Origin of the sequence: Erwinia sp. BNK-24-b, from assembly GCF_047456155.1 — a bacterium.
In the GTDB taxonomy this organism is placed as follows: Bacteria; Pseudomonadota; Gammaproteobacteria; order Enterobacterales; family Enterobacteriaceae; genus Erwinia; species Erwinia phyllosphaerae.
On record NZ_CP179901.1, the window covers coordinates 3,169,425 to 3,192,876 of the forward strand.

21 protein-coding genes are annotated in these 23,452 nt (G+C 55.2%); 8 read left to right on the plus strand and 13 right to left on the minus strand.

Annotated elements, in window-relative coordinates; genetic code table 11:
* The first annotated feature begins 177 nt into the window (after positions 1-177).
* The 3 genes from ACMGGR_RS14405 to ACMGGR_RS14415 all read left to right on the plus strand — a co-directional run bounded on the left by ACMGGR_RS14405 (position 178) and on the right by ACMGGR_RS14415 (position 2,722).
* Entirely contained in the window at positions 178-1,785 is a 1,608-nt protein-coding gene (locus ACMGGR_RS14405) for an inorganic phosphate transporter (protein WP_414147183.1), read from the plus strand.
* 165 nt (positions 1,786-1,950) lie between these two features.
* Positions 1,951-2,199 carry a hypothetical protein gene (locus ACMGGR_RS14410; RefSeq protein WP_414147184.1) on the plus strand — a complete coding sequence of 83 codons (249 nt, stop codon included), beginning with the start codon at positions 1,951-1,953 and terminating at the stop codon, positions 2,197-2,199.
* A complete protein-coding gene (locus tag ACMGGR_RS14415) occupies positions 2,186-2,722 on the plus strand; it encodes a hypothetical protein (RefSeq protein WP_414147185.1) in 537 nt (178 codons plus the stop codon). The genes ACMGGR_RS14410 and ACMGGR_RS14415 overlap by 14 nt, the downstream gene beginning before the upstream one ends.
* Before the next feature lie 52 nt (positions 2,723-2,774).
* On the opposite strand, the gene ACMGGR_RS14420 is transcribed toward ACMGGR_RS14415, so the two are convergent.
* The 5 genes from ACMGGR_RS14420 to ACMGGR_RS14440 form a co-directional block, all read right to left on the minus strand.
* The gene (locus ACMGGR_RS14420) at positions 2,775-3,965 is read right to left on the minus strand and encodes an MFS transporter (RefSeq protein ID WP_414147186.1); all 1,191 of its coding nucleotides are present in this window, start codon (positions 3,963-3,965) and stop codon (positions 2,775-2,777) included.
* 50 nt (positions 3,966-4,015) lie between these two features.
* The gene (locus ACMGGR_RS14425) at positions 4,016-4,072 is read right to left on the minus strand and encodes a hypothetical protein (protein ID WP_414148971.1); all 57 of its coding nucleotides are present in this window, start codon (positions 4,070-4,072) and stop codon (positions 4,016-4,018) included.
* Positions 4,065-5,024, minus strand: a complete 960-nt coding sequence (gene dusC / locus ACMGGR_RS14430) for a tRNA dihydrouridine(16) synthase DusC (protein WP_246760427.1) — start codon at positions 5,022-5,024, stop codon at positions 4,065-4,067. The genes ACMGGR_RS14425 and dusC overlap by 8 nt, the downstream gene beginning before the upstream one ends.
* 178 nt (positions 5,025-5,202) lie before the next feature.
* Positions 5,203-6,651, minus strand: a complete 1,449-nt coding sequence (gene rhlE / locus ACMGGR_RS14435; RefSeq protein ID WP_414147187.1) for an ATP-dependent RNA helicase RhlE — start codon at positions 6,649-6,651, stop codon at positions 5,203-5,205.
* A gap of 299 nt (positions 6,652-6,950) precedes the next feature.
* The gene (locus ACMGGR_RS14440) at positions 6,951-7,331 is read right to left on the minus strand and encodes a YbhQ family protein (RefSeq protein WP_246760425.1); all 381 of its coding nucleotides are present in this window, start codon (positions 7,329-7,331) and stop codon (positions 6,951-6,953) included.
* A gap of 186 nt (positions 7,332-7,517) precedes the next feature.
* Here ACMGGR_RS14440 and ACMGGR_RS14445 point away from each other — a divergent pair, with 186 nt between their 5' ends.
* The 3 genes from ACMGGR_RS14445 to ACMGGR_RS14455 are packed head-to-tail and all read left to right on the plus strand — an operon-like array spanning position 7,518 to position 10,494.
* Positions 7,518-8,279 carry an endonuclease/exonuclease/phosphatase family protein gene (locus tag ACMGGR_RS14445; protein ID WP_414147188.1) on the plus strand — a complete coding sequence of 254 codons (762 nt, stop codon included), beginning with the start codon at positions 7,518-7,520 and terminating at the stop codon, positions 8,277-8,279.
* Positions 8,276-9,526 (plus strand): cardiolipin synthase ClsB, encoded by a 1,251-nt coding sequence (gene clsB, locus ACMGGR_RS14450; protein WP_414147189.1) that lies wholly within the window; start codon positions 8,276-8,278, stop codon positions 9,524-9,526. Before ACMGGR_RS14445 ends, clsB begins: the two co-directional genes overlap by 4 nt.
* The gene (locus tag ACMGGR_RS14455) at positions 9,526-10,494 is read left to right on the plus strand and encodes a lysylphosphatidylglycerol synthase domain-containing protein (protein WP_246760422.1); all 969 of its coding nucleotides are present in this window, start codon (positions 9,526-9,528) and stop codon (positions 10,492-10,494) included. Before clsB ends, ACMGGR_RS14455 begins: the two co-directional genes overlap by 1 nt.
* A 31-nt stretch (positions 10,495-10,525) precedes the next feature.
* On the opposite strand, the gene ACMGGR_RS14460 is transcribed toward ACMGGR_RS14455, so the two are convergent.
* Positions 10,526-11,236, minus strand: a complete 711-nt coding sequence (locus ACMGGR_RS14460) for a Bax inhibitor-1 family protein (protein ID WP_414147190.1) — start codon at positions 11,234-11,236, stop codon at positions 10,526-10,528.
* Positions 11,237-11,459: 223 nt separating this feature from the next.
* Between ACMGGR_RS14460 and ACMGGR_RS14465 the strand changes: the two genes are divergently transcribed.
* A complete protein-coding gene (locus tag ACMGGR_RS14465) occupies positions 11,460-13,400 on the plus strand; it encodes a methyl-accepting chemotaxis protein (RefSeq protein WP_246760420.1) in 1,941 nt (646 codons plus the stop codon).
* Positions 13,401-13,630: 230 nt separating this feature from the next.
* Here ACMGGR_RS14465 and aguA read toward each other — a convergent pair whose 3' ends face one another.
* A complete protein-coding gene (gene aguA / locus ACMGGR_RS14470) occupies positions 13,631-14,713 on the minus strand; it encodes an agmatine deiminase (RefSeq protein WP_414147191.1) in 1,083 nt (360 codons plus the stop codon).
* Between the two features lie 2 nt (positions 14,714-14,715).
* The gene (gene aguB / locus ACMGGR_RS14475; protein ID WP_414147192.1) at positions 14,716-15,600 is read right to left on the minus strand and encodes an N-carbamoylputrescine amidase; all 885 of its coding nucleotides are present in this window, start codon (positions 15,598-15,600) and stop codon (positions 14,716-14,718) included.
* Positions 15,601-15,797: 197 nt separating this feature from the next.
* On the opposite strand from aguB, the gene ACMGGR_RS14480 reads away from it, so the two are divergent.
* The gene (locus ACMGGR_RS14480; protein WP_414147193.1) at positions 15,798-16,694 is read left to right on the plus strand and encodes a LysR family transcriptional regulator; all 897 of its coding nucleotides are present in this window, start codon (positions 15,798-15,800) and stop codon (positions 16,692-16,694) included.
* Here the strand turns inward: ACMGGR_RS14480 and ACMGGR_RS14485 are convergent.
* The 5 genes from ACMGGR_RS14485 to ACMGGR_RS14505 all read right to left on the minus strand — a co-directional run bounded on the left by ACMGGR_RS14485 (position 16,691) and on the right by ACMGGR_RS14505 (position 23,295).
* Positions 16,691-17,773 (minus strand): DUF1615 domain-containing protein, encoded by a 1,083-nt coding sequence (locus ACMGGR_RS14485; protein WP_414147194.1) that lies wholly within the window; start codon positions 17,771-17,773, stop codon positions 16,691-16,693. The two genes, ACMGGR_RS14480 and ACMGGR_RS14485, sit on opposite strands and share 4 nt — an antisense overlap.
* Before the next feature lie 293 nt (positions 17,774-18,066).
* Positions 18,067-19,404 (minus strand): c-type cytochrome, encoded by a 1,338-nt coding sequence (locus ACMGGR_RS14490; protein ID WP_414147195.1) that lies wholly within the window; start codon positions 19,402-19,404, stop codon positions 18,067-18,069.
* Between the two features lies 1 nt (position 19,405).
* The gene (locus ACMGGR_RS14495) at positions 19,406-21,175 is read right to left on the minus strand and encodes a GMC family oxidoreductase (RefSeq protein ID WP_246760414.1); all 1,770 of its coding nucleotides are present in this window, start codon (positions 21,173-21,175) and stop codon (positions 19,406-19,408) included.
* 17 nt (positions 21,176-21,192) lie between these two features.
* Positions 21,193-21,921: a gluconate 2-dehydrogenase subunit 3 family protein gene (locus tag ACMGGR_RS14500; RefSeq protein ID WP_246760413.1), complete on the minus strand. Its 729-nt coding sequence runs from the start codon at positions 21,919-21,921 to the stop codon at positions 21,193-21,195.
* A 351-nt stretch (positions 21,922-22,272) separates the two neighbouring features.
* Entirely contained in the window at positions 22,273-23,295 is a 1,023-nt protein-coding gene (locus ACMGGR_RS14505; protein ID WP_414147196.1) for a LacI family DNA-binding transcriptional regulator, read from the minus strand.
* Between the last annotated feature and the right edge of the window lie 157 nt (positions 23,296-23,452).

Below are 23,452 nucleotides of genomic sequence, written 5' to 3' on the forward strand. Positions count from 1 at the left end.
ACCGTTTCGCTAAGCAGGGGAATATGTCTGATAAACAGAGCAAGCAGGGTCCGATTTGGCACGTTGACCGCCTGTTTTTAAGATAAATCGCGACGGGCTTCGTCATCTTACTGTCATTAATCCTGCGTACATCTGCTTAAGACAGCTATCTCTTTCCGCCCACAGCAAAGAGGACTTATGAGCCAGAACAGCGCAATCGATCGGTATCAGATGGCCGGTAGTCGTCCCGTTTACCGTAAAAACAGCCGATTATCGGTACTGCTGTTTATTCTGCTGACGCTTATGGGCATCGCCTTTGCCGGCGTTAATCTTTTCCATGACGTTACCGATGCAGGCAGCGAAAGCACCAGCTATGTGCCTTATTTGCTGTTGGGTCTGGCGCTGCTTATCGCGCTGGGCTTTGAGTTCGTTAACGGGTTTCACGATACGGCAAATGCCGTGGCCACGGTGATTTATACCCATTCACTCACGCCAACCGTGGCGGTAATCTGGTCTGGCTTTTTTAACTTTCTTGGCGTGCTGCTCTCCAGCGGCGTGGTCGCTTTTGGCATTATCTCTTTATTACCGGTCGAGCTGATTTTACAGGCCAGCAGCGGCGGCGGTTTCGCAATGGTTTATGCCCTGCTCTTTTCGGCCATTATCTGGAACCTTGGCACCTGGTGGTTTGGGCTGCCCGCCTCCTCCTCGCACACGTTAATCGGCTCCATTATTGGCGTGGGCGTGGCAAACGCGCTGATTCATGGCCGTACCGGCACCAGCGGCGTGGACTGGGATCAGGCGTTAAAAGTGGGCTATGCCTTATTACTGTCGCCGATCGTCGGCTTTGTCTGCGCGGGATTGCTGATGCTGTTAATGAAGCGAGTCGTCAGGAATCGCCGACTTTACAGCGCGCCGCAGGGAAATAAAAAGCCGCCGACCTGGATCCGTGGGCTGCTGATCCTGACCTGCACCGGCGTCTCTTTTGCGCACGGCTCTAACGATGGCCAGAAAGGTATGGGATTGATTATGCTGATTCTGGTCGGGACCATGCCAATGGCCTACGCGTTGAACCGCTCGATTCCTGCCGAGCAAAGCCCACGCGTTGCGGCGCTGGCTACCGTGACGCAACAGGAGCTGATGCGCCAGTCAAACAATGCGCCAGCACCTGCTTCTTCTTACCACGTGCTGACGGACTACGTTCGTACCGACAAGCTTAATCCTCAGGTGCTGCCCGCACTGGCTGAGCTGACCGGCGCGATTGGCAATCAGATCCGTCAATACGGCACGGTTGATAAAATCCCGGCGCGGGCGGTTTCTAATACCCGTAATGATATGTATCTGGCTTCTGAAACCATTAAGCATCTGAAAAGCGATCCGCAGTTCAAACTGCCCGCGCAAACCCAGCGAGATCTGGATGCGCTAAAAGCTGAACTGGATAACGCCACGCGCTTTATTCCCTGGTGGGTTAAGGTGACTGTCGCTATCGCCCTGGGGCTGGGAACCATGGTCGGCTGGCGCAGGATTGTGGTCACCGTCGGAGAAAAGATCGGTAAGGCGCATCTGAACTATGCTCAGGGTGCCAGCGCTGAACTGGTGGCGATGGCGACAATTGGTGCAGCGGACGGCTTTGGTTTACCGGTTTCGACCACGCACGTTCTTTCCTCCGGCGTGGCGGGCACGATGGCAGCCAACCGCTCTGGCCTGCAGATGGCCACGCTGCGCAACCTGGCAATGGCGTGGATCCTGACGCTGCCCGTGTCGATTCTGCTCTCCGCCACGCTTTACTGGCTGTTTACGCGGTTTTGACCACAAATACGGCCCGGCTGCACTGGTAAAGGCAAGCCGTATAAAATAAATGCAAGTTGCTACCTGTAGCCTGCCGGGCGTACAATAACCAGGCTATTGATAAAACAGAATACGGCTATAACAATATTGTTGATAACGAATGTTGACGTGAATCAGGATGAAAAAATGAAGCTTAATCTTCACTCAACCCCAAAAAAAATTCCTGACCCGGCTAAAGGTAATGCCGTGGCTGCATCCCTTGTTATGCTTTCAGGTAAAAAACCTGTCGGACGTAAAATGGTTCGTGTTGGCCTTAACCCTCAGGTTATTTACGTCAATGCATCAGCTCAAGCGTTGCAAAGAGCAGTAAGGATCTCAGAAGAGTACAGCGCCAGCTGTGGCAAGGATGGAGATCCGAGGTTTGAAGAAGCCTGATAAGCTTTACTCTCCTGCTTTCAGGGTTTATCAGACCATAACGCTTAAAAACAAGCGTGCTTTAGATAATATTATTGATAAAGCCTGTGCAGATTTAAAAAGCGCGGCGCTAAGCGGTTATCTGACGGAACCCCATCTCTGGATGCAGCACGCCGCATTTAAGCTCGCTGATAATGAATCCGGCTTCGGCAAGCTCGGTCCCTTCAGGCGTCCCAAAGCCGCTCTTTTTGAACCCATTTTTCATATTCACATCCTTCCTGTCAGCTATATCTTCAACAAGCATCAACACCATGCTACGTCAAATGCATGTATCGTTTATGCCGACTTTACCGTGCACAATAAACGAATTATTTTAATGCTGGATTTCGGATCGAGTCATAATGGTGATATGTCAGAGAAAGACGTATGGAAATATATTAATGATTTCCATAAATTACGGCCCGGCATTATTGATGCCGTTAAAACATTGACAGAAACCCGCGAAATGCCAGGCCGCCAGACAAAACGCTATCCGGCAGGATGATTTTGCCGGATAGTCTCTCCGCTGTGCCATCTGAAGATAACTTAGCGCTTCTCTAGCCCGCTTTCACCGCAGCGCGTGCCGGGAGCCGAACGATAACGGCCAGCGCAAACAATACCACCACGGCGGCCACTAAATAGATGGAATCAATACCCCATTGGCCGATCAGCAACCCGGCTACCGGTCCGGTGATACCCAGGCCAAAATCCAGAAAGGCGGAATAGAGACCCAGCGCCGAGCCCTGATTTTGCGGTGCAACCTGCTTGATTGCCTCCACGCCCAGCGCGGGAAAAATCAGTGAAAAGCCGGAGCCGGTCAGGAATGCGCCGATATCCACCATCAGCGATGAGTGCGCCTGCCAGATAATCAGCAGGCCAATACACTCAATGGCAAAAGAAAATCCGGAGACGCGCAGACCGCCAAACCGGCCGATAAAGCTGCTAAAGATGAGCCGCATCATCACAAAGCCCAGGCTGAACAACGTCAGGGAGAACGCCGCGCCGCTCCAGCCGTGGCTGGCGAAATAGAGCGTAATAAAGGTAGCGATCGTACCAAAACCAATCGTGCCCAGCCCCAGGCAAAGCCCAAAGGGCCAGATGCGTGAAAACACCTGGTTAAACGGGATACGCTGGCCTATGGTGACCACCACTGCCGGGCGTCGAATGGCCAGCCAGACGCCAAAAAACGCCATCAGCATAATCAGTACGGCAAAACCGGAGAGGCCAAACGCAGAATTCAGCATCACGCCCAGCGGCGCACCCATCGCCATTGCCAGATAGGTCGCCACGCCATTCCAGGAGATAACGCGTGCGCTCTGCGTGGTGCCAACAATGTTGATTCCCCACAACATTGCTCCTGTTGACGTCAGGCTTTCGCCAAATCCCAATACCACGCGTCCGCTAGCCAGCAAAATCAGGCTGGTTAAGGGGGCTGCGTTAAAAACGACCGCCAGCACGCTGAACAAACCGCTGGCGCCACACAGTACCAGCCCCAGCAGCACGACCTTTTTTGGCCCCAACAGATCGGCATAGCGCCCTGCCTGTGGGCGGCTGACGAGAGTAGCGAAGTATTGCAGGCTGATAATCAGCCCGGCGATAAACGAGCTGTAGCCAAGCTGGTTATGCACGTAGCCCGGCAACACTGCCAGCGGCAGGCCGATGGAGAGATAGCAAAAGAAGGTGAAGATCACTACCGAAATGATGCGTTTGTTAAGCTGTGCGCTGGATAGGGCCGGAGTTGCAGACATGTCAGAGCCGAAAATGAGTGTGATGAAGCTCACATCATAACCTTAGCGGGCTAAGAGATCGCGGAAAGAATCAGGCCATTTGTTACAAAGTTGTAATTATCAGGCACCGTTTGCCGCTACGATACGCGCGTAGCGATCGATAGCGCCAGCGATGTCGCCAGAGGTTTTTAGCGCCCGGATCTGGCTGAACAGCTCGCTCGCTTCCAGATACTCTTTACGTAAATAGCCCAGCCACTGTTTGATCCTGGCAACGTGATAAAGACCGGTATCGCCCTGCTTTTCCAGCTGCACATAACGTTGCAGCAGCGTGACCACCTGCGGCCACGGCAGACGAGGTTCGTTATATTTGATGACCCGGCTCAGGTTTGGCACGTTAAGCGCGCCGCGCCCAATCATTACTGCATCACAACCGGTAATCCGCAAACAATCCTGCGCGCTCTGCCAGTCCCAGATTTCACCGTTGGCAATGACAGGAATACGCAAACGCTGGCGGATCTCGCCAATAGCCTGCCAGTTAATTTTTTCTGCTTTGTAACCATCCTCTTTTGTCCGACCGTGCACGACCAGCTCGCTGGCACCCGCCTGCTGCACGGCATCGGCAATTTCAAACTGCCGGGAATCACTGTCCCAGCCGAGCCGGATTTTAACGGTGACGGGTAGATGTGCGGGTACGGCTTCACGCATGGCTTTCGCGCCACGGTAAATCAGATCGGGATCTTTTAGCAGCGTAGCGCCGCCGCCGCTGCCGTTAACCAGCTTTGAAGGACAGCCGCAGTTAAGGTCAACGCCCCAGGACCCCAGTTCCACCGCGCGAGCCGCGTTTTCCGCCAGCCACTGCGGATGCTGGCCCAGCAGCTGAACGCGCACGAGCGTGCCGGATGGCGTACGGCTGGCATGATGCAGTTCAGGACAAAGGCGATAAAAAGATTTGGCAGGCAAAAGCTGATCGACCACCCGCAAAAATTCGGTGATGCAGAGATCGTAATCGTTGACGTCGGTGAGCAGTTCGCGCACCAGTGAATCAAGCACGCCCTCCATCGGGGCAAGTAAAACGCGCATGTCACAAACCGTTGCTGGTTAGAGAGATAAGGTATCGACAAAATGCCAGCGCGGAACGCATTGCGCTCCGCGCTGTAGAGCAGCCAGGGATTGCAGGGGGGAGAGATCCGCCTGGCGTGTTGGCTAACTCAAAACGTGCCGACAGTAAAATAAGGGAACCAGGTTCCCTGCATCTTTGTTATGCCGGATTAGAACGACGCTGGCGAGTTTTGTTGCGAGGCGCACCCGCCGCGCCTTCGCCCTGACGGCGTGGACCGTTGCCCTGACGCTCTGACGCTGCGCGCTCGCCGCTGGCAGCCTGGCTACGCCCGCCGCCGTTGCCGTTACGCGCGCTCTGGCTGCGTTCGCCGCTGCTGCTGCGTCCCGCGCCCTGGCCACGTTCGCCGCCACGGTTACCCGCTGGCGCGCCGCGTCCACCGCGTCCCGCACCGCCGCCGCCGCCACCACGCTGCTGACGACCGTTTTGGATCGGCTCCGCTTTGATGCTCGGATCCGGCTCATAGCCTTCGATGGCGATACGCGGGATCTCACGCTTCAGTACGCGCTCAATATCGCGCAGCAGCTTGTGTTCATCTACGCAAACCAGCGACAGGGCTTCGCCCGTCGCGGCCGCGCGGCCGGTACGGCCAATACGGTGCACGTAATCTTCCGGCACGTTTGGCAGCTCATAGTTAACCACGTGCGGCAGTTCGGAAATATCGATGCCGCGCGCGGCGATATCGGTCGCCACCAGCACGCGAATGTTGCCGTCTTTAAAGTCGCTCAGCGCGCGAGTACGTGCGCCCTGGCTCTTGTTACCGTGGATCGCCGCAGCGGTGATGCCATCTTTGTTCAGCTGCTCAGCCAGATGGTTGGCACCATGCTTGGTGCGGGTAAAGACCAGCACCTGCTGCCAGTTGTCGCGGCCAATCAGGAAAGAAAGCAGTTCCCGCTTGCGCTTTTTGTCTACAAAGTGCACGTGCTGGGTAATCTGTTCAGAAGCGGTATTGCGGCGAGCCACTTCCACTTCTTCCGGGTTATGCAGCAGTTTTTCCGCCAGCGTTTTAATCTCGTCAGAGAAAGTCGCGGAGAACAGCAGGTTCTGACGCTTCGCCGGCAGCTTGGCCAGCACGCGGCGGATATCGTGAATAAAGCCCATATCCAGCATGCGGTCGGCTTCGTCCAGCACCAGAATCTCTACTTTAGAAAGATCCAGCGCGTTCTGATGTTCCAGATCCAGCAGACGGCCCGGCGTTGCCACCAGCACGTCAACGCCGCCGCGCAGCTTCATCATCTGCGGATTAATGCTGACGCCGCCAAACACCACCAGCGAACGCAGGTCCAGGTATTTGCTGTAGTCGTGCACGTTTTCGCCAACCTGCGCGGCCAGCTCGCGGGTCGGGGTTAAAATCAGGGCGCGGACGGGACGGCGTCCTTTTGGATGCGGGTTGTGGCTGCTCAGCAGCTGCAACAGAGGCAGCGTAAAACCGGCGGTTTTGCCGGTGCCGGTCTGGGCGCTGGCCATCAGATCGCGACCGCTTAGTACGACAGGAATAGCCTGGCGCTGAATAGGGGTTGGCTCGTTATAGCCCTGTTCGGTTACTGCACGCAAAATATCGGCGTTAAGGCCGAGAGAATCAAAAGACATAAAGTTGACTGACTCCGGTTCCGCCCTGACCGCAGCAAGCGGTGTAGTTTCCAGGGGGATACTGTGACGCCAGGCTTAGCCTGACGCTTGAAAGGGGGCACAAACCACGGTGCGTAAGCGCCGGATTATAACAGATGTTGCGCTTATGCAGCGAAATATCTTTAACCGGTAAAAAGACGGCACGCTGGCGCTGTTTTGCGCGTCAGCAATCGAACGGGTAGCGGATAAAACAGCCGGGCATGGTAACAGCGAAGGAAAGAAAAGAGGATAATAAGCGGGCCAGAGTGGCCCGCTCTGCTTTAACGCCGGGCGCGAACCGGCTCTTTGGCCAGCAGCGAAACCACGGCAGGACCGGTCAGCATAACAACGCCAACACAGCCTAACAGCAGATTGTTATGCACCACGCGCGACAGCAAATAAAGCACCAGCATTGCTGCGCCAAAATAGTAGGTGGTGGTCACGTCTTCCAGAAAATCGCCCAGGCGGCGCAAACGCGCCAGGCGCTGGGCCGGCAGCATGGCGATAAAGACGCAGGCATACAGCGTGACTAAAACGGTGCTGACCTGAAACAGCGCATGATGTTTCCAGCCCGTGATCAGGGCGGCAATCAGCAGCAGGTGCAGCGTGATGTGGACGTAGGTTTGTCCGGTGACAATCTGAACGCGATTGGACCATTTCATGTTTTTATCTCCTGGCAGACCCCACAAAGATCTGCCCAAGTCTGGTTACCACAGTAAGTGGCAACGCATTTTATCAGACTACCGTAGTTCTTAATTAATGCCGTAAATTTCTACACTTAGCAGCACGCTTTTGTGACAAGGACTACACTTTACTCTTCCTGATCCGAAGAGGAGAGCGCGCACAGTATGTCACAAAAACCGCAAGGATTTTCATTAAAAGTCCTGACGATCAACACACACATGGGTTTCAGCGCTTCAAACAAGCGTTTTATTTTGCCGGAATTACGCGATGCGGTCAGGGCCACTGCCGCCGATATCGTCTTTTTACAGGAGGTGATGGGTTCTCATGACCTACACTCCTTAAAGGTGCCGGCGTGGCCAGCGACCCCGCATTACGAGTTTTTAGCCGAGATGATGTGGAACGATTTCGCCTATGGCCGCAACGCCGTTTACCCGGAAGGCCATCATGGCAATGCGCTGCTGTCACGTTTCCCTATTTTATCGCATGAAAACCGGGATATATCGGTAGAGGGTACGGAAAAACGCGGCCTTTTATATAGCCAGATAGCGGTGCCGGGCAGCGATAAGGTTCTGCACACGGTCTGTGTGCATTTAGGTCTGCGGAACGACCATCGTGCCGCCCAGCTGAAAATGCTGTGCGACCTGCTGAATACATTGCCGTCGGATGCGCCCGTGGTGGTCGCAGGGGATTTCAACGACTGGCAGCTGAAAGCCAATAAAATATTACAACGAGGAGCGGCTATGGAAGAAGTCTTCAGCCGGAAAACCGGTCGCCCGGCGCGTACCTTCCCTGCCCGCTTTCCACTTCTGAGGCTGGATCGAATTTACGTTCGTAACGTCGGCATCAGCAGCCCGCACAAAATACCGCTGCGACCCTGGTCGCACTTATCCGATCACGCGCCGCTGGCTGTGGAGATACATTTATGAAAACGGAATGGCGTGACGGTAACCGCCTGCGCCTGTTGGCCAATGGCGAACAATATTTCCCCCGCGTTTTTGAAGCCATTCGGCGGGCGCGCCAGAGCGTCTTGCTGGAAACATTTATCCTGTTCGAAGATGAGGTTGGCTGCGCATTACAGCAGGTTATTCTGGATGCCGCCGCCCGCGGCGTTAAAGTAGAGATGCTGCTGGACGGCTATGGATCTAACGATTTGTCGCCGGAGTTTATTCGTAGCCTGACGGCGGCCGGCGTGCGCTTTATTTTTTACGATCCGCGCCCGCTGGTGTTCGGCATGCGGACAAATGTTTTCCGCCGCATGCACCGAAAAACCGTGGTTTGCGACGGCGAGATAGCCTTTGTCGGCGGCATTAACTATTCCGCCGAGCACAATTCCAGCTACGGCCCGGAAGCAAAGCAGGATTATACCGTCGAGGTCAAAGGCCCGGTGGTGGAAGATATTACGCGTTTTGTAAAAGAGGCGATTAACAGTAAAGACACGCCGAAACGCTGGTGGGGACAGCGTGGCCATCGCTTCACCCGCAATGAAACACCGGGCGATGCGCAGGTGCTGTTTGTCTGGCGCGATAACGATGAGCACAGCGACGATATCGAGCAGCACTATATTAATATGCTGCGCGAGGCGAAAGAGGAAGTGATTATCGCCAACGCCTACTTTTTCCCCGGCTATCGGCTGCTGCGCGAAATGCGTTCGGCGGCACAGCGAGGCGTTTCGGTTAAGCTGATCGTGCAGGGCAAGCCCGATATGCCTATCGTCAAGGTCGGCGCAGAGCTGCTCTATAATTATCTGGTCGGCGGTGGCGTAGAGGTTTATGAATATATTCGTCGTCCGCTGCACGCAAAAATCGCGGTGCAGGATAACTTCTGGTCGACCGTCGGCTCCAGCAATCTTGACCCGCTAAGCCTGTCGCTGAATCTGGAAGCCAACCTGATCATTCATGACCGCTCGTTTAACCAGATAATGCGTGCCGAGCTGGCTCGGCTGCTGACGCAGGACTGCGAGCGCGTGGATGAAAGTAAGCTCCCCAAACAGAACTGGTGGCAGCTGGCAAAAGGCGTGGTGGTGTTTCACTTTCTGCGCCATTTCCCGGCGATTGCGGGCTGGCTACCGGCACACACGCCGAAGCTGGCGCAGATTGCGCCACCAGTACAGCCGGAGATGGAAACCCAGGATCGCGTCGAGTCCGATAGCGAAAAAGAGAGGGCTAAACCCTGATGTCTCACTCACATTCTCGCTGGAAATGGGTAAAAAAGGGGCTAACCGGCCTGTTTTTTATCGCGGTGATCGTACTGCTGGTGATCTACGCCCGCAAAGTTAACTGGCATGACGTACTGAACGTAATTACCCACTATAACCGCGCCGCTATTTTAGGTTCCGTGGCGCTGGTGGTGGTCAGCTATCTGACCTATGGCGTTTACGATCTGATTGGCCAGGCCTACTGCGGCCACAAGCTGGAAAAGCGCCAGGTGATGCTGGTTTCTTTTATCTGCTACGCCTTCAATCTGACCCTCAGCACCTGGGTCGGCGGCGTGGCAATGCGTTACCGGCTCTATTCAAGGCTTGGCTTAAGCGGCAGCACCATTACCCGTATCTTTTCCCTGAGCATTGCTACCAACTGGCTGGGCTACGTGCTGGTGGCCGGGGTCGTCTTCAGCAGCGGCTGGGTGCCCATTCCCAAAGGCTGGTTTATTGGCGAAGGCACGCTGCGCACCATCGGCGCGGGCCTGCTGGCTTTTGTGGTGGTCTATCTGGCGCTGTGCGCGTTTTCAAAGCGCCGCCGCTGGACGATCAAAGGCCACAAGCTGGCGCTGCCCTCTTTGCGGATGGCGCTATTGCAGTTTGCCGTTTCCAGCGCTAACTGGCTGGTAATGGGCGCGATTATCTGGCTGCTTTTCGCGCACAAGGTAGATTTCCCGCAGGTGTTAGGCGTGCTGTTAATCAGCAGTATCGCAGGCGTGATTATTCATATTCCGGCGGGGATTGGCGTGCTGGAGGCGGTCTTCCTGGCGCTGTTGAGCGGCGAACATCTGTCGCACGGCACGATTATCGCCGCGCTGCTGGCTTACCGGGTAATCTACTTTATTGCACCGCTGCTGCTGGCGCTGGTGCTTTACCTGTGGCTGGAAAGTCGGGCCAAAAGCTTGCGGCGTAAAAACCAGCAGCAGATGCAAAAACAGGCGTAAAAAAAGGGCGAATTCGCCCTTTTTAATTTTCCTAGCGGCGGTTGCCAAAGATGCGCAGCAGCATCAGGAACAGGTTGATAAAGTCCAGATAAAGCGTCAGCGCACCCATAATAGAGTAGCGGCGCAGATTCTCTTTATCCCGCATATCGATACTCTCACCGATATTTTTCAGCTTCTGCGTGTCATACGCGGTCAGACCGACAAACACCAGCACGCCGATATAGGTAACCGCCCACATTAGCGCGGTGCTTTTCAGCCAGTAGTTGACTACCGACGCCAGCACAATGCCAATCAGCGCCATAAACAGCATGCTGCCCATGCGGCTCAGATCGCGTTTAGTGGTGTAACCCCAAAAGCTCATTACGCCGAACATGCCGCCCGTTACCACAAAGGTGCTGGCGATAGAGGAATAGGTGTAAACCAGGAAAATACTCGCCATCGTCAGGCCGGTCAGCGCCGAATAGAGCATAAACAGGCCGGTTGCTACCGCACCGCTCAGCTTATGCACCATGCCGGACAGCACGAACACCAGGCCAAGCTGCACGATAATCAGGCCAAAAAAGGTCATACGGCTGGAGAAAACCAGCTCCATGACGGCTGGCGTTCTCGCCGCGTACCAGGAAACAAAGGCGGTCAGCAGCAGTCCGCACGTCATCCAGCCATATACCTGCGCCATATAGGCCTGCAGGCCCGTAGTGGCATTTGAAACAATGGAACCATTGGAACGAGGATATCTCTCCATGATGCTCTCCTTAGTGAATTTACTGCTAAGTCTGGCACAGTCCGGGCAGGTTGGGCCAGCCGCAGCAGAGGCTTTTTCGTGACAAAAAACTTTCTTCGCCCTGCCGCGTGGGGATGGTTTTTTATGTTGCGTAAAGATTGCACAAATTTTGCCGATAGTCTGAACACAGGGAGAAAGCTTACCGGGAAGTCAGAATACTTTTAACCAACGCCAGGAATTTCTGATGACGACATACCAAAAACGAAAAATGAGCACCCGCACCGTGATGCTCCTGACGGGTGCGCTGACGATCACGCTCGGTTTTACCATCACTATTGGCCTGCTAAGCTGGCAGTCCAGCCAGCAGCAGCACAAAATCGCCGAGCAGTATCTGGGCGAAATAGCCGAAAGCAACGCGCTTAGCGTGCAGCAACAGCTGGACTATGCGCGGACGGTTGCCAGAGACATGGGCCAAAGCGTTCTTGCTTTGCCAGCGGCCGGTATTACCGACCGTAAAGCGGGCCAGCAGCTGATGAAATACGCCATGAAGGAGAACCCGGATTATCTGTCGCTCTCGCTCATCTTTGAAGCCAACGCGTTCGACGGCAAAGACGCCGAATTCGCTGCCCAGCCCGGCACGCCACCCGCTGGCCGTTTCGCCTACTTTGTCGATCGCGACAGCGCGGGCAACTTTGCCATGCACAATCTGGAGTCGATTTTTACGCCAGGCCAGGGCGACTACTATCTGATCCCGCAGAAGCTGCAAAAAGATGTGCTGACCGAACCTTACAGCTACGCCTATAACGGCGTGCCAACGCTACTCACCTCGGTGGCGGCGGTGATAATGAATAACGGCGAGCTAAAAGGCGTCGCCACGTCAGATATTTCGCTCGCGGCGCTGCAAAAAAGCGTGGGCGCGATTAAACCTTATAACGGTACCGGCTACGCGCTGCTGCTTTCTCATAAGGGCCTGGTGGTCTCCAGCCCGGATAAAGCCGAGGCGGGCAAAGGCTACAAGGGCGAAACCAGCGGCTTTACGCAAAACGTCGTCCAGCATTTTGACAGCGTGTTGGGTGAAGACGTGCTGGAAACCTGGCGTCCGGTTAACATCGGCAATAGCCCGCTGCCGTGGTATCTGGGCGTGGTTGCGCCGGTCAGCGCGGTAATGGCCGAGGCTAACCGCCAGCTGATGCATGCGTTGATCATGATGCTGCTGAGTATTGTGATTGTCTGCACCGTGCTGGGCGTGCTGTTCAGCCGTAAAATCTCCAGGCCGGTCGGCGGCGAGCCTGTCCAGGCGGCTGAAATCGCGCTTGGCGTAGCGGAAGGCAACCTGACGGCGGATATCCCGGTTGGCGCACAGGATCGGGAAAGTATTTTCTTTGCCATGCAAACCATGCAAAAACAGCTGCGCACTATGGTTAGCGAAATTATTTCCGCCAGCGACTCCGTTCGCCAGGGTGCGGAAGAGATAGCTTCCGGCAACCTGGATCTTGCTTCGCGTACCGAACAGCAGGCCGCCGCGCTGGAGGAAACCGCCGCCAGTATGGAACAGCTTACGGCTACCGTGAAGCACAATGCGGATAACGCCCATAGCGCCACCGAGCTGACCGATAACGCCACGACTATTGCCAAACGAGGCGAGCAGCTGGTGCATCAGGTAGTGGAAATTATGCAGCAGATCGACGAAAGCTCGCAGAAGATTGGCGCCATTACCAGCATCATCAACGGCATCGCTTTCCAGACCAATATTCTGGCGCTGAACGCGGCGGTTGAAGCCGCCCGCGCTGGTGAACAGGGTCGCGGCTTTGCGGTGGTCGCCGCAGAAGTGCGTAGCCTGGCGCAGCGCAGCGCCAACGCGGTAAAAGATATCTCCGCGCTGATTGGCGAATCGACGCAGCGCGTCACGACCGGCGTTTCACTGGTGCAGGATGCGGGCAGAACCATGCAGGAGATGACCACCGCCGTCAACTCGGTGAAAACCATTATCGGCGAAATCGTGCATGCCTCGGACGAGCAGTCTCAGGGGATTGGCCAGGTAACGGTGGCCGTCAACCAGATGGATGGCGCAACGCAGCAAAACTCGGCGCTGGTACAGCAGATGTCCGCCGCTGCCGCATCGCTGGAAGATCAGGCGCAGCAGCTGGCGCAGACGGTGCAACGGTTCCGGCTGGAATCGGCATAAGGTCTCGGCTGACGGCATGAAAGTGGCGTCAGCCGGGGATTAATAAGAGAGCGAGGTCTGTACGGGCCACGCTCCCCGACAAGTTAGCGATGGCCTGCACGGGCTACGCTCCCCGACAAGATAGCGATGGCCTGCACGGGCCATGCTTTCCGACAAGTTAGCGACGGTCTGCACGGGCCGCGCTTTCCAACCATCACATACGATGCCGACTGGTGCTACCTCTCTTTCTGCTACAGCGGGATCTGCTGCGTAATACAGTGGATATTACCGCCACCCAGTAAGATTTCCCGCGCCGGTACGCCGGTAAGGAGATAGCCGGGAAACATTTCGCCCAGGACGCTTGCCGCCAGGCTATCCGTCTCCGTCGCAAACAGCGGGTAGACAATCTGCCGGTTGGTCAGCAGAAAATTAACGTAGGAAGCGGCCAGCCTGTTGCCTGCCGGTCTGTCGATAGCCGTACCCTGCTGGATCTGGCTGCTCTCTTCTTCGCTGCTATAAAACGGCCCGGGTGCCGGGATTTTCCAGATTTTCAACGCCCTTCCCCGCGCGTCCGTGGCGTTTTGCAATATTTCCAGCGCCGCCAGCGAACGGGCATACTGCGGATCTTGCCGATCGTCGGTCCAGTGTAAAGCCACCTCGCCCGGCCGAACAAAACAGCACAGGTTGTCGACGTGCCCATCCGTTTCATCATTAAACACGCCGTAAGGTAGCCAGATAATTTTGCTGACGCCCAAATAGTCGCGCAGCTGCTGCTCAATCGCGTTTTTATCCAGCTGCGGATTACGGTTAGGATTAAGCAGGCATTCGGCCGTGGTCAGCAGCGTTCCTTCCCCATCGACATGTATTGAGCCGCCCTCCAGCACCAGCCCGGTTTGATAACAGGGCAAGCCGTGGTGGCTGGCAACCTGGCTGGCGATAGCCTCATCGCGATCCCATGGCGCATAAAGCCCACCAGCCAGACCGCCCCACGCGTTAAATGTCCAGCTAATCGCGCGACGCTCTCCCGCGCCGTTGACCACTATCGTTGGCCCGCTGTCGCGTATCCAGGCATCATCGCTCTCTATCGCCACCAGCGTTGCCCTTGCGGGCATTATTGCCCGCGCCTCGGCCATATCTTGCTCCGGCACGGCGATAAAGACGGCGGTGGTTTGCAGAATGGCTGCGGCAACGGCGGCAAACGCCTGCTGCGCCGGGCGTGCATCCGCTCGCCAGTTATCCTTTCTGTACGGCCAGATTATCCAGACAGCCTGCTGCGGTGACCATTCAGCGGGCATGGCAAAGCCATCGGCCTGCGGTGTCGTAAGCAATGACATATTCAGCTCCTGGCTTTGCCATCAGAGGTTGCCAGCATGGCGTACATTTCCGGGCGTCTGTCGCGGAAAAGTCCCCAGGCGGCGCGCTGGCTGGCGATGGCATCCAGATCGAAGGTGTAGGTCAGCACTTCCTCCTCCGTTTTTCCGGCCAGCCTGACCAGCTCGCCGGTCTGATCGGCAATAAAAGACGAGCCGTAAAAGGTCATTTCTAATCCGGCAACGCTCTGGCTTTGCTCGGTGCCGATACGGTTAGAAGCGATAACCGGGATAAGGTTGGCGGCCGCATGCCCTTGCTGCACGCGCGTCCAGTGAGGCTGGCTGTCGATATCCGGATAAGCCGGTTCCGAGCCAATAGCCGTAGGAAAGAAAATCAGCTCCGCGCCCTGCAACGCAAGCGCGCGGGCCGTTTCCGGAAACCACTGATCCCAGCAGATCCCCACGCCGACTTTGCCATAGCGGGTTGCCCAAACCTTAAAGCCGCTGTCGCCAGGCACAAAGAACTGCTTTTCCTGGTAGGCTGGCCCGTTGGGAATATGGGTTTTGCGATAGGTCCCCAGCTGCGTGCCGTCGGCGTCAATCATTACCAGCGAGTTGTAATAAGCGTTGTTGCTCTTCTCAAACAGGCTTAACGGCAGCACGACCTCCAGCTCGCGGGCCAGCGCGGCAAAATGCGCAACCAGCGGGCTGCCTTCAATCTCCTGCGCCAGCGCATAATGCTGCGGGCTTTGATCGATACAAAAATAGGGCGTGGCGAAAAGTTCCTGGATTAAGATGATTTGCGCGCCCTGCCGATGCGCCTGACGAACCAAACGTTCCGCGCTGGCGATATTTTTATCCAAATCCCAGCTACAGGCCATTTGCGTGGCGGCCAGCGTTACTTTTCTCATTCACGACTCCCCTTATTGAACAACAGCATTAGCCTGCATGACGGCGCAGCGCAAAGATGGTCAGGTTTCCGGCTCCAATCTTTTGATTATCCGCACCTTTCGTTATTTCATTAGTTTTCCTTAAGCGACTATAGCAATGCCCATAGATATGAATAAAATGTATTATCTGCATGGAATAATGAACAGGATGCATAGTCATGCTCGACCTTAACCTGCTGCGGCTGCTGCCCATTCTCGCCAGAGAAAAAAACGTGACCCGCGCCGCGCGCGTGGCCAATATTACCCAGTCCGCGTTTAGCCACGCTCTGGGTCGGATTCGTGAACAGCTGAACGATGAGATGTTTGTTCGTACGCGGCAGGGAATGGAACCGACGCCCTACGCGTTGTCGATCATTCCCATTATTGAAAATGCCCTGCATAAGCTGGATGTGGCGACGCGCGGCGCGCATCCCTTCGATCCGCTTAAGGATGCGCATACCTTTTATATTGGCGCAGTGGACTATTTTGAGTTTCTGTTTATGCCGCCGTTGACCGCGCGTTTTAAAACCACGGCGCCAAACGTACGCTTATCGGTCGATATTTTGTCAGAAAGGATAAAGCTGGAGCGGGTGGAAATGGGCCAGCTGGACGCCTTTATCGGCGTGGATAACCTGCAGCATATTCCACACTATTTTACGCAGCATCGGCTGTTAACCGATGAGTATGTCGCTATTGCCGCTAATGAGCGTCAGGATCTGCCCGATCGGCTGGCGATCGAACATCTGATCACCGAGCCGCAGATCCATTTGCCTGCGGTCAGCTCTGGTGCCGATCATATCGATCGCTGGCTGGCCGAGCGTCATCACTATCGTCCGCTCACTACGGTGGTACAAAGCTATGCCGTTGGCGGCAGAGTGGCTGCCGCCTCGGGCTATCTGATGTGCGTTCCACGACGCATCGCTCAGGAGCTGGTTAAGATGCTGCCGCTGCGCATGCTACAGCTGCCGGAAGGAACGCCCGCTTTTGAGCTGGTGCTGTTAACGCACGCGCTTTTCGATCATCAGCCCGCGCTGCGCTGGCTGATTGACGAATTAAAAAGCATTGAAATTAACTAGCGCCCACGAGCCAGACAGCTCTGATAACGGCTATCCACGCGCTGGGCAAACCAGGCGGTGGTCAGGTTACGGGTAATCTTAGGGCTTTCCAGCTTAATGCCGGGCAGCATCTCGCGCGGTAGCCGTTTTCCGGCGTTTTTATCTGCTCGCGCAAAGACTTCCTGCCAGAGATCGGTTTTTTCAAAGGCCAGCGTTTCGCCTTTATCCAGCGCGCTACGAATCGCGCCGTCGCTCATCCCCAAATGCAGCGAGCGCACGGCCAGCTCCGTTGAGCCGGCCGCCTCAGAACCGTACTGAATTAAATCGCCGTCCAGCGCCAGCTTAATGCCGCTCAGCCGGGCAACGGCCGCCTGAAACGCCGCGTTGCGGCTGGCATACCAGCCCGCGTTAAAATCCGCAAAGCGATAGAGCGGCTGGCTGTAACTGGCCGGGTAGCCGAGCAGATGACGCGTGCCGAACCAGACGCCGCCGCGACGGCTGAACACTTCCTGACGAAGGGTACCGGCAACCGACCAGGGATAGCCCTCGGCATGCGCCTGTGCAAATTCGATGCTGACCTGCATCGGGCCGCCGGTATGAATAGGGTTTAGTTTGCCAAACAGCGTCTGGCCCATCGGCACCATATTAATGAAGTCGTCAAAGATATCACTCAGCTCTTTTTCGCTGCGCACCTTATCCAGCCGCTCGGTATAGCTTTGACCGTTTGGCGACTTAATCATCAGCGCGGTGCGCACGACAAAAGAAGGAATGTGCAGCTTGCCCGCCCGGCGGTCAATTTCGCCCCAGGCGATTTTCGGCAGGCCCGGCACGCTGGCATCGGCATTAAACGAAGATTCCTGATCGGCTACGGCAATCACGGCACAAACGTTACTGACTGAAGGATCGAGTTTCTGGCTGCTGAAGGCGACAAAGATATCGTCCGTCCAGCCCTGACGGTCGCTGACTTTGGCCGGCAGCAGCGTTCTGATTTGCGCTTTAACCTCAGCCGGACGCCGCTCGGGCAGTTTTTTTTCTGGTTGATTACTACAGCCAGCCAGTACCAGCACGGTCAGCAGCAGCAGGCGTTGATAACAAGACATAACTTTCCCTGTGAAAATAGATGGCAGATAAGAATGGCGCGGTTGAAAACAGGCCCGGAACGTACGGAATAGCGCATGCAAAGGATTTTCGCAATCGCCATTTAGCGATACCGGCGCTTTTTCAGCTTAGTCACTCTGTGTTGCGTTGAGCTGAAGGGCTTAGAGGAAGTGTTGGTAGCGCGCTGTAAAAGGCGTATGCAAAGAGGTTAAAAGCCCGCGCCGTCTGTGCCGCGGGCCGTGATGCAGGTTTAGTTGCAGTCAGAGCAGGCCGTAAAGCCTGCTACAAACCCGGATTATTTCCCGGTATCCGCCGTTACCTGCTGTCTTGCGTTGGTTTTACTGCGCATTGCCGCAACCTGCTCAGGCGTCACGGCCGAAGCCTGATTGCCCCAGGAGTTGCGAACGTAGGTCAGGATGTCCGCCATCTGCCGATCGTTCATTTTCCAGTCGAAAGCAGGCATGCCGGCAGCGGTCTGACGATCGGCGGTATTTGCCGCTCGCGTTCCGTTGAGCATGGCTGAAATCATATTGGTCGGATCGTTCAGCATTGAGCGGTTACCGGCAAAGGCCGGCACCATGCCGCTGATGCCTTCTCCCTTGCCGCCGTGGCAGGCGCTACAGTTCACTTCAAAACTTAGCGCGGCTTTTTTCCGGCTGGTTTCATCCATGGTAAACGCCGCTTGCGCTGGCGTACTGGACGCAGGCAGGTGTTTAAGGTAAGCGGCAACGGCGTGCAGATCTTTATCGTTGAAGTATTGCAGCGAGTGCTCTACCGCTTCCGACATTGGACCAGCCGCGACGCTCTGGCCATCCGAGCCGGTTTTCAGATACTGCATGATCTGCTCGTTACTCCAGTCACCAATACCCGTATGCGGGTTTGGTGTGATATCTGGCGCATACCAGGCACCCAGCTGACCGCCCTGAAGATATTTACTGCCGATTTCGCCGCCCAGCGCGTTGCGGGCCGTATGGCAAACGCTACAGTGTGCCGGCCCATCAACCAGATATTTACCCCGGTTGATCTGGTCAAGCTCTTCGCCGCTGGAGCTGGCCGTTTTCAGGCTTTCCGGTTTGAACGGGCTGTTATCAAAAAACAGCAGGTTCCAGCCCGCCATCGCCAGGCGAATGTTGTACGGGAAATTCATGCCGCCGTTTTCATCGATGTTGTTTTTTACCGGCTTCATCGTTGAAACATAGGCCCAGAGATCGTGCATATCCCGATCGCTGAGTTTGGCATAGGCGGTATACGGCATCGCCGGATAAAGGAAGCCCTTCTCACCGCGTCCCAGACGGATCGCGTTAAAGAAGTCATGCTCCGTCATTTTACCGATACCGGTTTCCCGGTCTGGCGTAATATTGGACGTTTGCAGTTCGCCAAACGGCGTAGAGATTTTGTAGCCCCCGGCAAAGTTCTGCTCGTGACACGCTGCGCAATCGCTCAGGCGCATAACGTATTCACCGCGCTTGATCGCCGCTGCATCGGTGCTGTGGAAATCCGCGAGCTGGACCTTATCATCGGCAACGCTTGAGCGTGAGCTGTCCATCACCACCCAGAGCCTGCCAAAAACACCAATGCCCGCTAAGACGGCCAGCGCCGCCAGGCTATAGCTAATTGTCTTTTTCTTCATCACGTTAGGCCTTTACCAGCGGAGCAGGGTTTTTGATATAGGTCTGATGGATTGCCTGCGCGGCTCGTACAGCCAGTGCGCCAACGGTGATCGTTGGGTTATAGCCGCCGTTATTTGGGAACGCTGACGCGCCCACCACGAAGACGTTATGCACATCCCAGCTTTGCAGATAAGTATTCACCGCCGACGTATGCGGATTAGCGCCCATCACGGCACCGCCGATAGTATGCGAGCTTTCCTGCAGATAAGGGTTCCAGCTGCTGTCGGTCTGGCGTTCAAAAATGGTAGCGGTTGGCCCGGCTTCCTTCATGATGGCTTTGGCTTTATCCGTCACGTAGTTCACCATCCTGACGTCGTTCTGGTTCCAGTCGAAGGTCACGCGCAGCAGCGGCTGGCCGTGGCGATCTTTATAGACGGGATCGAGGTCGAGGTAAGCGCCGCGTACCGGCATTGAGGTGCCCTGGCAGAAAATCGTGGCGGCGGTTTGATAATCGCGCGCGTAGCCTGCCTTCCATTCGCTGCCCCAGCGTTTGGTGCCGGTACGCAGGCTGTCCATATGCTGAATCGGACGGCCATCGGTGTTGTATGCCATGATCCCGGCACCGCCGATAAAGTCGAGCTTGCTGTGATCGAAGTTGTCGCCGTTAAAGTCATCAATCTGTACCGCCAGCGCGCCGCCGCCGATAAACGGATTCATAAACTCGCCGTCAAAGAAGCCCGTAACCGAGGAGCAGCTCTGATAGTTGTAGTTACGGCCAATGGTGCCGCGACCGGTTTCCGGATTGTAAGGCTCACCGATTTTGGACAGCAGCATCATGCGCACGTTATCCATCTGGTAGGCGGTGATGCAGACCACGTCCGCCGGCTGGAAGCCCTCTACGCCTTCTTTGGTGATAAAGCGCACGCCCTTGGCCGTCTTGCCGTCTTCATGCTTGATAACCTGCAGCACTTCTGTTTCGGTCAGTACGGTAAAGTTCGGACGGCGCATCAGCGCAGGCAGAATACAGGCCTGAGGCGAAGATTTACTGAAGTTGCCACAGCCGTGGAAGTCGCAAAAACCGCAGTAGGTGCACGGCCCCATCGTCACGCCCAGCGGGTTGACGTAGGACTGGGACAGGTTGCCCGCAGGAATGGTGAACGGGTGGTAGCCCATGCCTTGCGTGGTCGTGCGGTACTTGCGCAGCCAGTGGGTATCTTTCAGCGGCGGCGTTGGATAATCGCGGCTGCGCGGCCCTTCAAACGGGTTGCCGTCAGGCTGCGTTTTACCCTGCAGATTGCCCGCGATACCTGATGTTCCGGCGATGCGTTCGAAGCGGTCGTAAAAAGGCTCCATTTCGGCATAGGTAACGCCCCAGTCCTGCAGCTGCAGGTCTTTCATTTTCGCCGCGCCGTAGCGTTCGCGAGTCTGGGTAGCGACTTCAAAATCCCACGGGGAAAAACGCCATGACATGCCCGCCCAGTGCGTACCCGCTCCGCCGACGTTCCAACCAAACTGATAGGCAGACCAGTTACGAACCGGCGCGGCATCCTGACTGGTGTTGTTACGGAAAGTAGTGGTTTCAACGCTCATCGGCTGCAATAGCTGACGACGGGTGTGCCAGCGCAGTTCATCCGGATCGACGGCAACCGGGAAATCGGTAGAGGTATCGCGCCAGGCGCCACGCTCAATGGCCACCACGTTAAGGCCAGCGCGCGTTAATTCTTCTGCCATGACCGATCCGGCCCAGCCTAATCCGACGATCACGACATCGGTTTTATTTCTAATTTGTGACATTGACTCAGCTCCAGAAATCAGTCTTTAGGGATCAAACTGACAGGAATTAATTGTAAATTTTCACCGCGACGATCAACGTACTGCCGGTAGTCATAACGCGCGCCAGGAAAACCGATCATTTTCCAGCCGGCCATCGTTTTGTTGCCGCCATACAGTGGGTCGGCAAGATAGCTTTCACGAACGTTTTGCAGCATCAGCTCAAAGAAGGCCTGGCTGTTTACGTCTGCGCCGAGATTGATTTTTCCGGCTTCCATGTTGGTCAGGAAAGCGTCAATGTCCGCCGCGTTAAGGGTATAAAAAGAGGCGTGGTGGTTCTGCTGAGCCCAGGCTTCCAGCGCTTTCAGGCCGGTGATGTAGCGCTCGCGCGGCGAAGCCAAAAATTGTGGGCTACCCATCAATTTTTCTTCATTTTCAGGATGGAGTGGCCCTTCCAGATAGAGTGCCGCGCCGGAGCCGTAGTCGCCCGCCAGCTGGTCATCGAGAAACTCAATCGCGCCCTCTTCCGTTGCTGAAGGGCCGTGATCGTCGGCAGGAATAAGGCGGTCGAAAATCGCCGCCAGATTTTTGCGATCGGTTTCATTAGTCAGGATACGGTATCCGCCCTGCATTGCCGGAACGGGCAGCGCGTCGGGGGTAAGCCGGGTATCAAGCGGAACGTTATGCAACTCTTTCGCGTTGAGCTTAGTTGCCACCGTTAACGAAGCTACCAGTGAACTAATAGAAAAGATCGCTTCTCTTCTGTTCATATCTCTTTCCTTTAATAGCATGATTGTTATTGCTTTTATCCGTGAAGAAAAAAGGCAATAAAAACCCTACCCTGTTTAAAACAAAGTAAAAAAGCTGCCTTAAAGAGGCATTATTTTTTTAGCGACGAGTTAATTCGACTCTTGAGGAGACAAAAGTTATGAAATGGACTGTCACTTAACGATAAAAATTAAGGGGTGTTGGACATGGTATCTGGCATAGCAATTCCTGATGTTTTGATTAAAAGTAAACGTGAAATTTTTTATTAGTTATATTGTTCAATAAGGTTAACTATTTTTGCAGGGTAACCAGTTTATTATTCAGCCCGCACCACCGGCACGGGCTGAATTGAATTAACGTTTTATATGGCTCTTGCGTAAAATTAATTTACCTGTCCGCCAGGCCGCCTGCTCATCGCTATTTTCGCCCGTCAGGCGATTCACCGCTTCGCTAATCTGTTTTTCAGTCTGCTGATCGTAAGTCGTCAGGTTCCAGACCGGAGAATCCGCTTCATCTATGCCGTCAAATCCCACCACGGCTATGCTGTTGATATCGCCCGCTTCGTAAAGCGCTTCCAGCACGCCAATCGCCAGGATATCGTTTTCGCAGAAAATGGCGTCAATCCGCTGATCTGCTGGCGTGTTCAGCAGATAGTCCTTCATGATGGAATAGCCGGCTTTACGCTCATATTTGCCCGCCAGCAGCATCAGGTCGACGTTCAGGTTAGCTAACGAAAGCTCGTGCTGATAACCGTCCATACGCAGCAGGTGACCGGAGTCGGTATCTGGCCCTTTCATATAGCCAAAACGGTGATAGCCCTGCGCTATCAGCAGCTGGCCAATTTCGCGCCCCGCCTGGAAGCCATCAATATTGATGTTCTCGATGTTGCGGTGTTCTTCACTGTTGCGGCAGATCTGAATCAGCGGCACTGAGTGCAGGCTGTGCGCAATTTCAAACAGTTCGTTACTGAGCGTGTTGGCGAAAAACAGAATGCCGTCAACCTGCAGCTGGTCCGCCATCTCTATCACTGACTGATAGTCATCACCGGCAGTGATATTCAGCACCAGCGCCAGATATCCTCTGGCCTGCAGCTGCTTTGTAGCGGCATCCAGAATTCTCATGGCATGCGTGTTTTTAAATTCATCCATCGCGATGGCGATGATATGTGTATTTCTTTTCGTCAAACTACGGGCCAGCAAATTGGGGCGATAGCCCAGTTCGGCGGCTACGGCCATGATTCTTTCTTTGGTATCCGGAGCAACATAGGCTCCCGGCGTAAAGGCGCGTGATACCGTCCATTTCGATACGCCCGCCAGCTTTGCGACGGCGGTAGCGTTTGCTTTGGGCTGTTTTTGAGGTTTCTTCGCGTCTGTCATACGGTCACTTAAGGGCAATGGACGTTAATGCCCCTATTGGACGCCAAACGGCTGTAAAAAGAAACGCTCAAAGTGCAAAGGTGCCGCCAGGTAAACGCTTTTTAAACGCATGATAACTTTTGAGAGTTTTTTTTAACTCATTGTTGAGATTATGTTA

Excerpts from the sequence above, each read along its gene's own strand:
- ACMGGR_RS14505 (WP_414147196.1), bottom strand. The coding sequence starts at position 23,295 with ATGACAGACGCGAAGAAACCTCAAAAACAGCCCAAAGCAAACGCTACC.
- ACMGGR_RS14440 (WP_246760425.1), bottom strand. The coding sequence starts at position 7,331 with ATGAAATGGTCCAATCGCGTTCAGATTGTCACCGGACAAACCTACGTC.
- ACMGGR_RS14460 (WP_414147190.1), bottom strand. The coding sequence starts at position 11,236 with ATGGAGAGATATCCTCGTTCCAATGGTTCCATTGTTTCAAATGCCACT.
- aguA (WP_414147191.1), bottom strand. The coding sequence starts at position 14,713 with ATGTCATTGCTTACGACACCGCAGGCCGATGGCTTTGCCATGCCCGCT.
- ACMGGR_RS14495 (WP_246760414.1), bottom strand. The coding sequence starts at position 21,175 with ATGTCACAAATTAGAAATAAAACCGATGTCGTGATCGTCGGATTAGGC.
- ACMGGR_RS14465 (WP_246760420.1), top strand. The coding sequence starts at position 11,460 with ATGACGACATACCAAAAACGAAAAATGAGCACCCGCACCGTGATGCTC.
- ACMGGR_RS14480 (WP_414147193.1), top strand. The coding sequence starts at position 15,798 with ATGCTCGACCTTAACCTGCTGCGGCTGCTGCCCATTCTCGCCAGAGAA.
- ACMGGR_RS14485 (WP_414147194.1), bottom strand. The coding sequence starts at position 17,773 with ATGTCTTGTTATCAACGCCTGCTGCTGCTGACCGTGCTGGTACTGGCT.
- rhlE (WP_414147187.1), bottom strand. The coding sequence starts at position 6,651 with ATGTCTTTTGATTCTCTCGGCCTTAACGCCGATATTTTGCGTGCAGTA.
- dusC (WP_246760427.1), bottom strand. The coding sequence starts at position 5,024 with ATGCGCGTTTTACTTGCCCCGATGGAGGGCGTGCTTGATTCACTGGTG.
- ACMGGR_RS14445 (WP_414147188.1), top strand. The coding sequence starts at position 7,518 with ATGTCACAAAAACCGCAAGGATTTTCATTAAAAGTCCTGACGATCAAC.
- clsB (WP_414147189.1), top strand. The coding sequence starts at position 8,276 with ATGAAAACGGAATGGCGTGACGGTAACCGCCTGCGCCTGTTGGCCAAT.
- ACMGGR_RS14410 (WP_414147184.1), top strand. The coding sequence starts at position 1,951 with ATGAAGCTTAATCTTCACTCAACCCCAAAAAAAATTCCTGACCCGGCT.
- ACMGGR_RS14420 (WP_414147186.1), bottom strand. The coding sequence starts at position 3,965 with ATGTCTGCAACTCCGGCCCTATCCAGCGCACAGCTTAACAAACGCATC.
- aguB (WP_414147192.1), bottom strand. The coding sequence starts at position 15,600 with ATGAGAAAAGTAACGCTGGCCGCCACGCAAATGGCCTGTAGCTGGGAT.
- ACMGGR_RS14405 (WP_414147183.1), top strand. The coding sequence starts at position 178 with ATGAGCCAGAACAGCGCAATCGATCGGTATCAGATGGCCGGTAGTCGT.
- ACMGGR_RS14455 (WP_246760422.1), top strand. The coding sequence starts at position 9,526 with ATGTCTCACTCACATTCTCGCTGGAAATGGGTAAAAAAGGGGCTAACC.
- ACMGGR_RS14500 (WP_246760413.1), bottom strand. The coding sequence starts at position 21,921 with ATGAACAGAAGAGAAGCGATCTTTTCTATTAGTTCACTGGTAGCTTCG.